Raw genomic sequence first — 14,024 nt, forward strand, 5'->3', positions numbered from 1 at the left:
CGAGAAATCTGTTATAGATCTCTCCATTCCACTGCGCTTCAGTCGAGATGACGATTTTTCTTATTTAATCATTAAATTAAAATGAAAACCCTTACCTGTACAACGCCTGGAACGTTCGAATATTCAGAAACAGAAAAACCAGAACTTAAAAAAGACCATGCCATTATAAAAATTAAAAGAATCGGTATCTGTGGAACCGATTTACATGCCTTTGAAGGTACCCAACCTTTCTTTAACTACCCAAGAGTTTTAGGTCACGAGTTATCTGGCGAATTGGTTGAAGCCGATGGAGCCGATAGTTTCAAAATAGGAGAGGCTGTTACTTTTATACCCTATTTTAATTGTGGCGAATGCATTGCCTGCCGTATGAACAAACCAAACTGCTGTGTTAAAATGCAGGTTTGCGGTGTACATGTTGATGGTGGTATGCGCGAATATTTACAGGTTCCATCGAGAACACTTTTACATGGCGAAGGATTAAGTTATGATGAACTCGCATTAGTTGAACCTTTAGCTATCGGTGCACATGGTGTGTGTAGGGCAGATGTTCAGCCTGGAGAATTTGTGCTTGTTATTGGTGCCGGGCCAATTGGTTTGGGTACAATGGAATTCGCCAGAATTGCCGGAGCCAATGTAATCGCGTTAGATATTAACGAAGACCGTTTAGCATTTTGTAAAGATAAACTGAAGGTAGCACATGTGGTTAATGCCCTTTCAGCTGATGTTGTGCAACAACTTAGCGATATTACCAATGGCGATATGCCAACAGTTGTAATCGATGCTACAGGTAATCAGAAAGCCATTAACAATGCTATAAACTACATGGCACATGGAGCAAGATTCGTTTTAATCGGCTTGCAAAAAGGTGATTTAATTTTTAACCACCCTGAGTTTCATAAGCGCGAATCGACATTAATGAGCAGTAGAAACGCCACTATTGAAGATTTTGAGCATGTAATTAAGTCAATGAAAGCCGGCCTGGTTAATCCGACCAATTATATTACGCATCAAGTTAAATTTGAGGAAGTAAAAGATGAATTTGAAAGCTGGTTGGATCCGAAAAATGGAGTGATCAAAGCAATGGTTAGTATGGGAAATTAAACTTTAGCCATACTTTTACCTTGGGCGTCATGCTGAATTTATTTCAGCATCTATTACACACAATATTCCTACTAAAAGATCCTGAAACAACCCGATAGCTATCGGGTTCAGGAGGACGATCAAAGGGGAAGACGATCACAGGATGATGATCGCATAAAAAAGCCGATAACCATAAGATTATCGGCTTTTGCATTGAGTATGCCTTATTGAAATTATTTATAAAAAACCTCATTCCAATGCAATTCATTCCTGAATTGATTGATTTTGGTATCGGCACCGATATTTACATATTCTAAGCCGGCAATATTGGCAAAATCCAATAAGTGCTCGGTAGTTAAATTCTGGCTATAAGCGGTATGGTGAGCACCACCAGCATAAATCCACGCTGCACAACCTGTTTTCATATCGGGCAGTGGTTTCCAGAGCACACGGGCTACCGGTAAGTTTGGTAAATCATGTTCAGCTTCAACGGCTTTTACTTCGTTCACCAATAAACGGAAACGGTTGCCCATATCGATTAAAGATGCATTTAAAGCATCGCCACCAGCAACGTTAAAAACCAAGCGCGCAGGATCTGCTTTGCCGCCAATACCCAGTGGGTGAACCTCTAAACTGGCTTTACCATTTGCCAATGAAGCATCAACCTCGAGCATGTGTGAGCCTAAAACCATCGAGTTTGCCGGATCGAAATGATAGGTATAATCTTCCATAAATGCATTTCCACCCGCTAAACCTGCACCCATTACTTTACAGGCACGTACCAAAGCTGCCGTTTTCCAGTCGCCTTCACCCGCAAAACCATAACCATCGGCCATTAAACGTTGTGCTGCAATCCCTGGTAACTGGATCATACCATGTAAATCTTCAAAAGTATCTGAGAAACCTTTAAAACCTCCGTCTTCCAGGAATTTTCTTAAACCCAGTTCGATTTTAGCCGCTTCGTAAACAGATGAATGTCTGGCACCATCAACTTTTAAATCAGCAGTCATCTCGTAAGTTTCTTCGTATTCTTTTAATAACGTTTGAATAGACTCCTCACTTATTCCATTAATTACCGCTGCTAAATCACCTATGCCATAAGTGTTTACCGCAAAACCAAATTTCATTTCAGCTTCTACCTTATCGCCATCGGTAACCGCAACATAACGCATATTATCACCAAAACGGGCAAATTTAGCACCTTGCCAATCGTGCCATCCGGCAGCAGCCCTGCACCAGGTATCAATCTGTTTAGCCACTTCTTCATCCTGCCAATGCCCAACAACCACTTTACGGTCTTTACGCATGCGCGAAACCATAAAACCAAATTCACGGTCGCCATGCGCACTTTGATTCAGGTTCATGAAATCCATATCAATGGTATTCCACGGGATATCGCGATTAAACTGTGTGTGTAAGTGTAATAATGGTTTCTGCAAAACATTTAAGCCCCTGATCCACATTTTAGCAGGAGAGAAGGTGTGCATCCAGGTAATTACGCCGATACAGTTCTCATCAATATTGGCTTGTTGCAAGGTTTCGAAAATCTCTTCAGTTGTTTTTACAATTGGTTTGTACACTACCGAAACAGAAATACTTCCGTTCTGGTTTAACGATTCGGCCACTTGTTGCGCGTGCTCCGCTACTTGTTTTAGGGTTTCTTCACCATACAAATGCTGTGTACCGGTAATAAACCAAACTTGTAATTTTTTTAAATCAATCATTACTATTTATGTTATTTTTAATTTATTCAATGCCATGGTCTGTGTCCTCACAGACCGAAATATTTTTTGAAAAGCAAAGTTCCGTATTCCATCGGTTAGGTAGTCCTGCTTTCCGTTTTATCCCGATTTTACATCGGGATGCTCACTCCAATCAGGTTTAGGTTACCTAGGTAAACCTTACCATGTTAAACCCGACAGCAGCGGCAGTTCTCTCCCGATTTTACATCGGGATTCATCGGGACTATAGCGAATGGCGGGACTTTCGTTCCCCAAGCACCACTGTACCTGCTTTCCAAACTTATTATGCAACGCTATCTCTGCACCCAAGACTAAAGACTTTAGACTCGTGACTAAAGACTACCTTAAAGCTGTCCATAATAAGCACCATCACCATGTTTACGTTCGTAATGTTTCGCTATCAACGAATCTTTCAGCTTTGGTGCCTGCGGATTGATCTGCTCGGTTAACAAAGCCATTTGTGCCACAGTTTCTAAAACCGCGCTGTTATAAACTGCTTTCTCGGCCGTTTTTCCCCAGGTAAAAGGAGCGTGGTTACCCACCAGAATCATCTCAACTTCTTTATAGCTTAAACCCAAACTTTCAAAATGGTTCATGATCTGAAAACCCGTTTCATACTCATAATTCCCTTTAATCATTTCATCAGCCATTGGTGGTGCGCAAGGAATATCTACTGTTAAATGGTCGGCATGGGTAGTTCCGAAAATTGGAATTGCCCTTTGCGCCTGCGCCCAGGCTGTGCCATAAGCAGAATGTGTATGCACAATCCCGCCAATTTCTGCCCAGTGTTTATATAAAACCGCATGGGTTTTAGTATCTGAAGAGGGACGTAAACTTCCTTCAACAGTATTTCCTTCAAAATCTACAATCACCATTTTCTCGGGCGACAGATCTTCGTAAGGTACACCGCTTGGTTTAATGGCAAAAACACCCTTCGACCGATCTGCAGCACTCACATTGCCAAAGGTAAAAAGTACCAGCCCCAATTTGGGCAACTGCATGTTGGCCTGATATGCCTGCTCTTTTATATCTTGATAGTTGCTCATGATAAGTAAGGTTTTACATCTTTTTTATTGTATTTCTCCAGGTATCTGCCTAGCCCCAAATATTGTTGGTAATGCTGACGGTAAAGTTTTTGTTTTTTAATATTTGGCTTATATTCTTTCTCAAAGCCTGTTCCCATGGCCGCCATTGCTGCTTCGATATCTGGATAAACACCTGCTGCTACAGCAGCGAACATCGCCGCACCCAAAGCACAGGTATGCTCGAAACGATGGATTCTGATTGGCATCTCCAATACATCCGCCATCATTTGCATAATATAGGCCGATTTTTTTGCTACACCACCAATACCGATAATTCCTTTTACCGGAACGCCCTGTTCTTTAAAACGATCTACAATAGCTTTCGCACCAAAACAGGTGGCAGCAGCTAAGGCACGGAAAAACCGTGGCGCATCGGTTCCTAAACCTAAACCTGTTATGGCACCTTTAAGTTCCTGATTTGCATCTGGTGTTCTACGGCCGTTCAACCAATCGATAGCCAGTTCTGCATAATCCCCCTCTGGTAAAGCATCGGCCTGCTTGCTTAAATTGGCGATTATTTTTCCTTCGAGCTCTGCCTTTAATGCACTAGCTGTAGCTTCATCAATTACGTCAGATTCAGTAAGTAAATGATTTAATGGCCAGCTGATTAAATTTTTGAACCAGGCATAAACATCACCGAAAGCAGATTGACCGGCTTCTAAACCTGCCATACCCGGAATTACCGAGCCATTAACCTGTCCGCAGATCCCATTAATCAATTTTCCATGTAAATCCTGGTTGGGGGCAACCAAAATATCGCAGGTACTCGTACCCATTACCTTACTCAGGTAGTAAGGTTCAATCTGTCCGCCAACCGCGCCCATGTGTGCATCAAATGCACCAACGCCAACAACTACATCTGTACTTAAGCCCAGTTTAGTTGCCCATTCTTCGCTCAATGTTCCCGCAGAAACATCAGAAGTATAGGTATCGGTAAATAATTTATCTCTAAAGCCTGCTAAAAGCGGATCAAGACTGCTAAAGAAATCTTCAGGAGGTAAACCGTTAAACTCTTCTGCCCAAAGTGCTTTATGCCCGGCGGCACAACGGCTACGTTTCATTGCTGTAATGTCGTTTCCACCACAAAGCAAAAACGGAACCCAGTCGCAATGTTCTACCCACGATGCAGCACCTTTTTTAATAGTCGGATCAACCCTTAATATGTGTAATAATTTAGACCAGAACCATTCAGATGAATAAATGCCACCTACATATTTAAGGTAATTGGTATTAAATTTAGTAGCGTGTTCGTTAATTTCTGCAGCTTCTTTAACTGATGTATGGTCTTTCCAAAGCACAAACATGGCATTTGGATTTTCTTCAAAATCTTTGGTCAGGGCAAGGGGAGTACCCGTTGCATCAACAGCCACCGGACTTGATCCGGTTGTATCAACCGAAATTCCCTTTACCAGGTGTGCAATATCAGCACCACCTGCTTTTGTTAAACAGTCTTTTATAGTGTGTGTTAAACCTTCAATATAATCTAACGGATGCTGGCGGAACTGATTAACGGCCGGTTTACAATATAAACCTTTCTGCCATCTCGGATAAAGAAAAACTGACGATGCGATTTCCTTTCCGTTTGCGGTATCGACTAGAACGGACCGGACAGAATCTGTCCCATAATCCACTCCAATTACATAGTTTGCTGTGCTCATAACAATAAATAAATGTCTAATTAACGTTTATTTATTTGAATTAAAAAATTTTATTGCTTTTTTAATCAAAAACCTTCATTTTAACGTTTTAGTAGCATGATTTTGTATCCACCGGTGTTGGATATTTTTTTAAACCCTATTCTTTTTTCACTACCGGGTATAGAAATTTAAAAGAATTGGACACTGCCTGGTGCATAATCGTTGCATGGTTCTCCTGTGGTAAAAAATCAAAATATACTTTTACATTTTTGTTTTTGAAACCTTTTATTTTTTCGGTTAATAAATTTGCATCCACTTCCATCACCCTGGGTATTTCAGTTGGCGTAAGACCTTCTTTACCTACACCAATGTAAACATCCGTGTGTTGCTTAAACATATTTTCCTTTATTTCGGAATCCTGATTTAACAACGAGCCATTATCCCACCATAAACTAGGACTAATAATAATGTATTTATTAAAAAGTGCGGGTTTTTTAATCAGGATTTCTGTAGCCAGCAAGCCGCCTAAAGATTGACCAATAAGGGTTTTGTTCGCATCCGTTTTATATTTTGTCTGAATATAGGGTTGAAGCTCTTTTTCAATGAACGAAATAAATTTATCCGAATGGCCTGTTGTAGGATATTTTTTCCTGTCGCCCTCTATGGAGGTCGGGAAAGTAAAATCCCGTTTCCGATCTACAGTGGCAATGCCCACAACGATTGATTTTGGAACCTGGCTTACCCATTCGAAACTGTTAAACTGTACAAGCCCCACAATATGGATAAAATCTTCATCTGCAGAACCATCAAGCAGATAAATTACAGGATATTTTGTGGTATCGTTTTGTTTATAACCTTCGGGAAGGTAAATGTTCAAAGTTCTTTTCTCAGCCAGTTCTTTTGATTGGATTTCGTCTATTAGGCCTAAAACAAAAGGTTTACTTTTAGCCGTATCGGTTGATTTATTTTTTTGCCCGAAAACTACAGCGGTAGAAAAAGTTAAAAGAAGAATTAAAAATGCCCTATTCATATATTTCTTATCGGATGCCTGGTATTATATGATGCACTTAATTTGTGCACAGTTTTTTTGGAAAAATACAACTTTCAATTGGTCTGATAAAATTGATCTTAATAAGATAATGCGCTCTTAGTCAATTTGGCTAACACAAAGATAGATTTGGTTAGTCTCGTTCTTTTAAGATCATGGAACTTTGTATCGATAAAAATTGTTAGCCATGGATCTAATCAGCAGTCCCCTTCAAGCGTTGCCTGTGGCTTTTGCCCCACCTGATCATTTCCAGGATGATACCACCAAAAGACTGGCAGTATTCAGTGGAAGTATATTCAATACTTACAGGAGTATCGTCTATCACCGTTCTTTTGATTAGCTGGTTTGCCGTCATTTCCTTTAATTCCTTACTCAGCATCCGCGTGGTAATTCCCGGAATGCTTCTTTCAATATCCCGGAATCTTTTATTTCCATTACAGATGGAATTGATGATCGGCAGTTTCCATTTGCCCCCTAGCACATAAAGCGTATCCTGTAAAGCTTGTACTTCTTCTTTTTGGTTGCGTGGATTGGACAGCACCTCTGTTGCGATCTGGATTGTTTTTTCTGTTTCCATAATTGGTATACTCTGTTATACTGACTACAAAAGTATACCAATACAACCGTATTTTTGAAGTTATAAAATTTATTTTTTTATCATGAACAATTTAACAGGAAAAAAAGCGCTGATAACCGGCGGAAATAGCGGCATCGGTTATGCCACCGCAAAAGAATTAAAAGCACTGGGTGCAGAGGTGATTATTACCGGAAGAAGAAAAGATGCCGTTGAAAAGGCTGCTTCAGGCCTTGGTGTGATAGGATTGGTGGCAGATCAGAGCCAGATTACCGCAATTGAAGGATTGGCGAGTGAGGTAGGAGCAATCTTTGGTAAAATTGACATTCTGTTTATCAATGCGGGTGTAGTGGAGCAGAGCAGCGTTGCGGATGCCACTGAAAAAAGTTTTGATAACATTTTTAGTGTTAATTTTAAAGGTGCCTACTTTACTTTGAGCAAATTTATCCCATTGCTGAATGATGGTGGTTCTGTGGTATTCCTTTCTTCGAATACCGCACATATGGACGGGGCAAACAGCTCAATTTACTCTTCAAGCAAAGCAGCATTGAACTCGGTGATGCGTATTGCAGCAGTAGAGCTTGCGCCACGCCAGATCCGGGTGAACAGTGTGAGTCCAGGCCCTATTGCTACAGAAATCATGAACAAGATAGGACTGAGTGGAGAACAGTTAGCAGGCATTAACCAGTGGCTGATCGGCCGTATTCCGCTCGGCAAAATCGGAAAATCTGAGGATGTGGCCAAAATGGTTACCTTCTTCTGTGGCGATGATGCCACTTATATTACAGGGGCAGAAATCGTAATGGACGGAGGCATGAGCCTGAAAGCCTAAGACGAGATAGTTAAAGGGGCAGACGAAGACTGTCTGTATCAGTGACTAGGAAAGCATCTTGAAATCAAAACAATAATTTTTTGGGCGACAAGCTCATTTATAGGTATTTTTGCTGATCAAGCAAACATATTTATGAGCAGTACTCCACAGAAACTAAAGCACCAGCAGGTGCAGTACCTTGAATTTCTTTCCCGCGATCTTGAAAAGGTCAAAGCATTTTACACATCGGCTTTTGGATGGGTTTTTACCGATTATGGGCCTGAATATACTGCTTTTGAAGGGGATTTTGTGGATGGAGGTTTTACCATTGGAGCGCCGTCGAAAGGAAGCATCCTGGTTGTACTTTACTCACAGGATTTAGAAGGAACCAGAACAAATGTGATTCAGGCAGGCGGCGTAATTTCAAAAGAAATCTTTGCTTTCCCTGGAGGGCGCCGGTTTCAGTTCCTTGATCCAGATGGTTACGAGCTTGCCGTGTGGTCTTTATAAGGATGGGCTTAATGCCCTATCCTTTTAATAAAGCGGCCACAGGCTTATCAATTTCGTCATTTTTTGTGAAGCTCCTGCGCAAGCCCGATCAGAAGACCTTCTGATCCTCTGATGTAGCAGAGTTTGTAGACGTCTTCATATTGAACAACTTCACCAACAAGTGTGGCGCCGTGTTTTTGCAGCCTCGGCAACAACTCGTCGATATCTGAAACCGTAAACATTACACGCAGGTAGCCAAGGGAATTAACCGGTGCTTCGCGGTGGTCTGAAATGGTAACCGGAGCAAGAAACTGTGAAATTTCAAGACGGCTATGGCCATCCGGGGTAACCATCATAGCGACTTCCACGTGCTGGTTACCCAACCCGGTAACCTTACCAGCCCATTCTCCCTCGATTGTTGCCCGGCCTTCAAGTTTAAGTCCGATTTCTGTGAAGAAAGAGATTGCATGGTCAAGGGATGCCACAACAATGCCCATATTATCCATTCTGATCAATTGGTTCTGTTCCATAAGTATTTGGTTATAATTTAAAATTAAGCAATTTCACAAAGTTAATCTAAGCTTTATGGAATAAATTGTACAGATCGGAACAGCGGGTATGATATTTATTATGCGCACCGGGTGTCCATCTATCTTTGAGTCAGTGATGAGTCTGGTACTAAAGATGTAATCGCATATTAATAGGGTTTGAATTAGGAAATATGTAATTTTAAGGCTAAAATAAAAATATGACCGGGACCATACCTCAGCTTACCGTGATTGATATTGAGCAGGAAACCGCTGGCGTAAGCAGCTACAAAAATATTCCGCTTTCCCACTTTAACGATCATGTTGTAAGGGTTGGGGTAATGACGGAGCCCTTTTACTGGCACTACCATCCAAATAGTGATGAAACCTTCATGGTCGTTGAAGGCACTTTGTTAGTTGATCTTGAGGACCGTACGGTGGAGCTGAAACCTGGACAGCTATTCACCATTCCTGCAATGGTTAAGCACTGCACCAGACCGCTTGATGGACGTTCGGTGAACCTCACCTTCGAACTTGCTGAAATGGAAACGGTTAGATGGGAGGCAAGTTGATCATTGTATTTTGGTTTATGCCTTTAAACATAGCAGTAAATAATTTTGAGTAATCAAAGACTAAGGCTGCCAATATTGGGATTATCCCTGACGGTTTTTATGGTGCAGGCACAAAAGCCTGGTTAATGGTTGATAAAATTATCGTAAATTAAATGACTATACTAATTGTTTTTATTTGCATTGCATTATTGATTGTACTGATTTCTGTATTTAAGATCAATGCTTTTTTAGCCTTTTTAGCGGTATCTTTTCTGGCAGGACTCGCTTTAGGCTTACCACCTTCAAAAATCCCATCGAGTATCGAAAAAGGTATGGGCGACGTTTTAGGCTCCTTAGCCATTATCATTACGGCAGGGGCAATGCTTGGTAAACTGGTGGCCGAAAGTGGTGCAGCGCAAAAGATCGCCAAGGTGAGCATGACTATTTTTGGCGAAAAATACATTCAATGGGCTATGGTTTTAACCGGCTTTTTAATTGGCATCCCCCTGTATTACGGTATAGGTTTTGTGCTGATGGTTCCCTTGATATTCTCCGTAGTTTACCGTTATAAATTGCCTGCATTATACATCGGTTTACCCATGTTAGCCGCCTTATCCGTAACACATGGATTCTTGCCACCGCATCCTTCTCCAGCGGCATTAGTGGTTCAATTTCAAGCTGATATGGGTTTAACATTATTTTATGGTTTAGCTATTGCAATTCCTGCAATCATACTGGGCGGCCCCATTTTCGCCCGTACGCTCAAAGCCATTCCTGCAAACCCGTTGGCTTCTTTCAGCCCAAAAGAATTAACTGAAGAACACCTTCCGGGTGGATTTAAAAGCTTTTTTACTACTCTACTTCCTGTGTTGTTACTTGCGGTTGCTTCCTTTGTTCCCATGCTTTTGAGACCCGATGCTGTTATCCTGCCCTATATTTTGTTTGCCGGAAATCCATCTGTTGTGATGCTCATTGTATTGATTGTTGCAACTTGGTTATTGGGCATAACACAGGGAAAAAAGATCACAGAGATCATGCTTATTTATGCTGATGCCATTAAAGATATCGCCTTAATTCTTTTGATCATTGCGGGCTCTGGCGCTTTAAAGCAGGTTTTAACAGAGAGCGGTGTAAGTAATCAAATTGCCGCTTATTTGCAGCATGTTAAAGCAGAGCCATTGTTTCTGGCCTGGATGATTGCCGCAATCATTCGGTTTTGTGTGGGTTCGGCAACAGTTGCCGGTTTAACCACAGCTGGCATTATTGTCCCTTTAATGGAGCATACGCATACCAATCCCAACCTGATGGTTTTAGCGGTTGGTGCCGGAAGCTTAATGTTTTCTCATGTTAACGACGCCGGATTCTGGATGTTTAAAGAATATTTCGGTTTAACTTTGAAAGATACCTTCAAATCCTGGGCATTAATGGAATCTATTGTTGGCATTGCAGGCCTTTTGGGTGTACTTTTGCTTAAAATAATCATCGCTTAAAAAATAATAAACACATCATATGGAAAATTTAATCCCCGACGAACGCTTCGAACAACTGAAACTTAATTTACCGCCCGCACCCGCGCCACTTGGCGTTTACAAACCTTGTTTGGTTGATGGAAAATACCTATACCTAAGCGGCCATGGCCCGGTTCAGGATGATAAATCATTGATCATTGGACGGATCGGTTCTGATTTATCTCAGGAAGAAGGCAAAATTGCCGCGTTGCAGGTGGGTTTAACCATGCTTTCGACCATAAAAACAAACATTGGTAGCTTAAACAAAGTTAAACGGGTAATTAAGGTTTTAGGCATGGTAAATTGTACGCCAGAGTTTGAAAAGCATCCCTATATTATTAACGGTTGCAGTGAGCTTTTTGCAAAAGTTTGGGGTGAGGAAAATGGCATTGGCGTAAGAAGCGCGGTTGGTTTTGGCTCTTTGCCCGATAATATTCCTGTAGAAATTGAAGCATTGTTCGAACTTTTTTAATGATGCAGCAGCAAGACTGGTACTTAATCCCAAATGAAGAGGCGCTGGAAACACCTGCGCTTGTTTTTTACGAAACAAGAATTCGTGAAAACATTGGCATACTGAAAGGCATGATCAATAATTTCGGCAGACTCCGCCCTCATGTTAAAACGCATAAATGTTTGGAAATTACCAATATGCTAATCCATGAGGGCATTAATAAATTCAAATGCGCAACCATCGCCGAAGCTGAAATGCTTGGCTTAGCTAAAGTAAAGGATGTTTTATTGGCCTACCAGCCGGTTGGCGAAAACATTAACCGTTTCTTTAAACTCATAGATCAATATTCAGGCACCAGTTTCAGCTGTTTGCTTGATAATATTGAAACAGCCAGGGCAATCTCCAAGAAAGCGGTTTTGGAAAATAAAGTTGCTGATATTTTTATAGACTTAAATGTTGGCATGAACAGGACAGGAGTTTTGCCTGAACTTGCTTACGGTTTAGTTGCAGCATTACTTAGCCTTCCTCACATTAATATAAAAGGCTTACATGCTTATGATGGCCATATTCATGATTCATCTATTGATGTTCGCTACCAAAAATCGGAACCTATTATTGCTCAGCTTCATCATTTAAAAGAGGCCTTTGAGGCTTTAGGAATTAAGAACTTAACGGTTATCGCCGGTGGAACACCAACTTTTCCGGTATATGCCAGGCATACAGATTTTGACTGCAGCCCCGGCACTTTTATTTTATGGGACAAAGGTTATCAGGATGCTTTTGCCGAACAGCAATTTAATACGGCTGCACTCGTGATCAGCCGCATTGTATCTAAACCTACGGAAGATTTAATCTGTACGGATTTAGGGCATAAAGCCGTTGCTGCCGAAAAGGACTTGAAAAACCGGGTATTCTTCCTCAATGCGCCTCAGCTAGAAGTTCAAAGTCAGAGCGAAGAACATTTGGTTTTAAAAACAGAGAATCCTGCCAATTACAAAGTGGGCGACATGCTTTATGGCTTGCCCTATCACATTTGCCCGACAGTTGCCCTGCATGAAAAAGCGCTTAGTTTGGGCGCTGATCAATCACTAAAATACTGGGATATTATCTCAAGGAAAAGAAAAATCACCATTTAATCATAGCCATGTTTATAATAGATGCCCATTTAGATTTAAGTATGAATGCCCTGGAGTGGAATCGTGATCTGACTAAAGCTATCGCCGATATCAATGAAAGAGAGGTTGGCTTAACAGATAAGCCCGATCGCAGTCGTGGAACAGTTTCACTTCCTGAATTGCGTAAGGGTAATATTGGTTTAGTTGTGGCTACGCAGATTGCCCGTTATGTTGCTCCTGACAATCACTTAGCGGGCTGGCATTCACCTGAACAAGCCTGGGCCCAAACGCAAGGGCAGCTCGCCTGGTATAAAGCGATGGAAGATGCTGGTGAAATGTTCCAGGTGAACAATCTGGAAACCCTTGAGCAACACCTCGAATTCTGGAATGATGGAGGTGTTAATGATAAAAAGCCTGTAGGTTATATTTTGAGTTTGGAAGGGGCAGATTCTCTTGTAACGGTTGGCCATTTAGAAAAAGCCTGGCAAAATGGTCTGAGGGCCGTCGGTCCGGCACATTACGGACCCGGACGTTACGCGCAGGGTACCAATGCAACAGGTAAAATGACGGCGATCGGTCGCGAATTATTGAAAGAAATGGAACGGCTAAATGTGATTCTCGATGCCACACACCTTTGCGATGACAGTTTTTGGGATGCATTGAGCCGCTTCGGTGGCCCTATCTGGGCATCGCATAACAACTGCCGAAGCCTGGTGAACCATAACCGCCAGTATAGTGATGAGCAGATAAAAGAACTGATCAAAAGAGGCGCAGTAATTGGTGGCGCGCTGGACGCCTGGATGATGGTTCCGGGCTGGCAGAGGGGAATCTCCATACCTAAATCAATGAACTGTAACCTGGAGGTGATGATTGACCATATCGACCATATTTGCCATCTGGCCGGAAATACCGATCATGTAGGAATTGGTTCTGATCTGGATGGTGCTTTTGGAAAAGAGCAATGTCCTTACGACCTGGAAACCATTGCAGACTTACAAAAAATACCGGCTTTATTTAAGAAGAGGGGCTATACCGATACCGATGTCGAAAACCTGATGCATGGCAACTGGTTACGTTTTTTAAGAAAAGCCTGGGCATAAATTCAAGCGCATGGAAAAACTAAGTAAAACTATATTTTGCCTTGCATGAGCGATTTTCGTACTTCATGTAAAGCGTTAGCGAAAGTAAAAAATAGCGTCCCGCGTTTATAAAAAACAAGATCCTGTTTGCCTGTTAATTTTGATCATTACATTCCAGACAATCATAATTTTAGTATATTAGATTAATCAAAAAAAGATGATAACCCAAATCCATCTGATTAAAGATAAAAAAAAATATTCCAAAATCTACCTTTATGCCACATTTACCCCACGTTTAGGCCACCTTCCGGCCAGGCTTCCTTGGTA

14 protein-coding genes are annotated in these 14,024 nt (G+C 41.5%); 8 read left to right on the forward strand and 6 right to left on the reverse strand.

Annotated features, from left to right (window positions below; genetic code table 11):
* Positions 1-81 precede the first annotated feature (81 nt).
* Positions 82-1,101 carry a zinc-binding alcohol dehydrogenase family protein gene (locus tag ACN9MR_RS09785; RefSeq protein ID WP_426329518.1) on the forward strand — a complete coding sequence of 340 codons (1,020 nt, stop codon included), beginning with the start codon at positions 82-84 and terminating at the stop codon, positions 1,099-1,101.
* 212 nt (positions 1,102-1,313) lie between these two features.
* Here ACN9MR_RS09785 and araA read toward each other — a convergent pair whose 3' ends face one another.
* From araA to ACN9MR_RS09810, 5 genes are all read right to left on the reverse strand, one after another.
* Complete coding sequence (gene araA / locus ACN9MR_RS09790) at positions 1,314-2,804, reverse strand: L-arabinose isomerase (RefSeq protein ID WP_426329519.1); 1,491 nt, start codon at positions 2,802-2,804, stop codon at positions 1,314-1,316.
* A gap of 362 nt (positions 2,805-3,166) precedes the next feature.
* Entirely contained in the window at positions 3,167-3,868 is a 702-nt protein-coding gene (locus ACN9MR_RS09795) for an L-ribulose-5-phosphate 4-epimerase (RefSeq protein ID WP_426329520.1), read from the reverse strand.
* Positions 3,865-5,565: a ribulokinase gene (locus ACN9MR_RS09800; protein ID WP_426329521.1), complete on the reverse strand. Its 1,701-nt coding sequence runs from the start codon at positions 5,563-5,565 to the stop codon at positions 3,865-3,867. Before ACN9MR_RS09800 ends, ACN9MR_RS09795 begins: the two co-directional genes overlap by 4 nt.
* 136 nt (positions 5,566-5,701) lie before the next feature.
* Positions 5,702-6,574 (reverse strand): alpha/beta hydrolase, encoded by an 873-nt coding sequence (locus ACN9MR_RS09805; protein ID WP_426329522.1) that lies wholly within the window; start codon positions 6,572-6,574, stop codon positions 5,702-5,704.
* Positions 6,575-6,785: 211 nt separating this feature from the next.
* Positions 6,786-7,169 (reverse strand): winged helix-turn-helix transcriptional regulator, encoded by a 384-nt coding sequence (locus tag ACN9MR_RS09810; RefSeq protein WP_426329523.1) that lies wholly within the window; start codon positions 7,167-7,169, stop codon positions 6,786-6,788.
* A gap of 82 nt (positions 7,170-7,251) precedes the next feature.
* On the opposite strand from ACN9MR_RS09810, the gene ACN9MR_RS09815 reads away from it, so the two are divergent.
* Positions 7,252-7,998 carry an SDR family oxidoreductase gene (locus ACN9MR_RS09815; RefSeq protein WP_426329524.1) on the forward strand — a complete coding sequence of 249 codons (747 nt, stop codon included), beginning with the start codon at positions 7,252-7,254 and terminating at the stop codon, positions 7,996-7,998.
* 132 nt (positions 7,999-8,130) lie between these two features.
* Complete coding sequence (locus ACN9MR_RS09820) at positions 8,131-8,487, forward strand: VOC family protein (protein WP_426329525.1); 357 nt, start codon at positions 8,131-8,133, stop codon at positions 8,485-8,487.
* A 56-nt stretch (positions 8,488-8,543) separates the two neighbouring features.
* Here ACN9MR_RS09820 and ACN9MR_RS09825 read toward each other — a convergent pair whose 3' ends face one another.
* Positions 8,544-8,996: a VOC family protein gene (locus tag ACN9MR_RS09825; RefSeq protein ID WP_426329526.1), complete on the reverse strand. Its 453-nt coding sequence runs from the start codon at positions 8,994-8,996 to the stop codon at positions 8,544-8,546.
* 218 nt (positions 8,997-9,214) lie between these two features.
* Between ACN9MR_RS09825 and ACN9MR_RS09830 the strand changes: the two genes are divergently transcribed.
* From ACN9MR_RS09830 to ACN9MR_RS09850, 5 genes are all read left to right on the forward strand, one after another.
* Positions 9,215-9,565, forward strand: coding sequence for a cupin domain-containing protein (locus tag ACN9MR_RS09830; protein ID WP_426329527.1), 351 nt, complete (start codon positions 9,215-9,217; stop codon positions 9,563-9,565).
* A gap of 152 nt (positions 9,566-9,717) precedes the next feature.
* Positions 9,718-11,034, forward strand: coding sequence for a gluconate:H+ symporter (locus ACN9MR_RS09835; protein ID WP_426329528.1), 1,317 nt, complete (start codon positions 9,718-9,720; stop codon positions 11,032-11,034).
* A 19-nt stretch (positions 11,035-11,053) separates the two neighbouring features.
* Positions 11,054-11,524, forward strand: a complete 471-nt coding sequence (locus ACN9MR_RS09840; RefSeq protein WP_426329529.1) for a RidA family protein — start codon at positions 11,054-11,056, stop codon at positions 11,522-11,524.
* Positions 11,524-12,639, forward strand: coding sequence for a D-TA family PLP-dependent enzyme (locus tag ACN9MR_RS09845; RefSeq protein ID WP_426329530.1), 1,116 nt, complete (start codon positions 11,524-11,526; stop codon positions 12,637-12,639). Before ACN9MR_RS09840 ends, ACN9MR_RS09845 begins: the two co-directional genes overlap by 1 nt.
* An 8-nt stretch (positions 12,640-12,647) precedes the next feature.
* On the forward strand, positions 12,648-13,718 hold the full coding sequence (locus tag ACN9MR_RS09850) for a dipeptidase (protein ID WP_426329531.1): 1,071 nt from the start codon (positions 12,648-12,650) through the stop codon (positions 13,716-13,718).
* Positions 13,719-14,024: the final 306 nt, after the last annotated feature.

It is taken from the genome of Pedobacter sp. R-06 (assembly GCF_049913135.1).
GTDB lineage: Bacteria > Bacteroidota > Bacteroidia > Sphingobacteriales > Sphingobacteriaceae > Pedobacter.

Coding starts and splice junctions, on each gene's coding strand:
- ACN9MR_RS09785 (WP_426329518.1), top strand. CDS start 82: ATGAAAACCCTTACCTGTACAACGCCTGGAACGTTCGAATATTCAGAA.
- araA (WP_426329519.1), bottom strand. CDS start 2,804: ATGATTGATTTAAAAAAATTACAAGTTTGGTTTATTACCGGTACACAG.
- ACN9MR_RS09795 (WP_426329520.1), bottom strand. CDS start 3,868: ATGAGCAACTATCAAGATATAAAAGAGCAGGCATATCAGGCCAACATG.
- ACN9MR_RS09800 (WP_426329521.1), bottom strand. CDS start 5,565: ATGAGCACAGCAAACTATGTAATTGGAGTGGATTATGGGACAGATTCT.
- ACN9MR_RS09805 (WP_426329522.1), bottom strand. CDS start 6,574: ATGAATAGGGCATTTTTAATTCTTCTTTTAACTTTTTCTACCGCTGTA.
- ACN9MR_RS09810 (WP_426329523.1), bottom strand. CDS start 7,169: ATGGAAACAGAAAAAACAATCCAGATCGCAACAGAGGTGCTGTCCAAT.
- ACN9MR_RS09815 (WP_426329524.1), top strand. CDS start 7,252: ATGAACAATTTAACAGGAAAAAAAGCGCTGATAACCGGCGGAAATAGC.
- ACN9MR_RS09820 (WP_426329525.1), top strand. CDS start 8,131: ATGAGCAGTACTCCACAGAAACTAAAGCACCAGCAGGTGCAGTACCTT.
- ACN9MR_RS09825 (WP_426329526.1), bottom strand. CDS start 8,996: ATGGAACAGAACCAATTGATCAGAATGGATAATATGGGCATTGTTGTG.
- ACN9MR_RS09830 (WP_426329527.1), top strand. CDS start 9,215: ATGACCGGGACCATACCTCAGCTTACCGTGATTGATATTGAGCAGGAA.
- ACN9MR_RS09835 (WP_426329528.1), top strand. CDS start 9,718: ATGACTATACTAATTGTTTTTATTTGCATTGCATTATTGATTGTACTG.
- ACN9MR_RS09840 (WP_426329529.1), top strand. CDS start 11,054: ATGGAAAATTTAATCCCCGACGAACGCTTCGAACAACTGAAACTTAAT.
- ACN9MR_RS09845 (WP_426329530.1), top strand. CDS start 11,524: ATGATGCAGCAGCAAGACTGGTACTTAATCCCAAATGAAGAGGCGCTG.
- ACN9MR_RS09850 (WP_426329531.1), top strand. CDS start 12,648: ATGTTTATAATAGATGCCCATTTAGATTTAAGTATGAATGCCCTGGAG.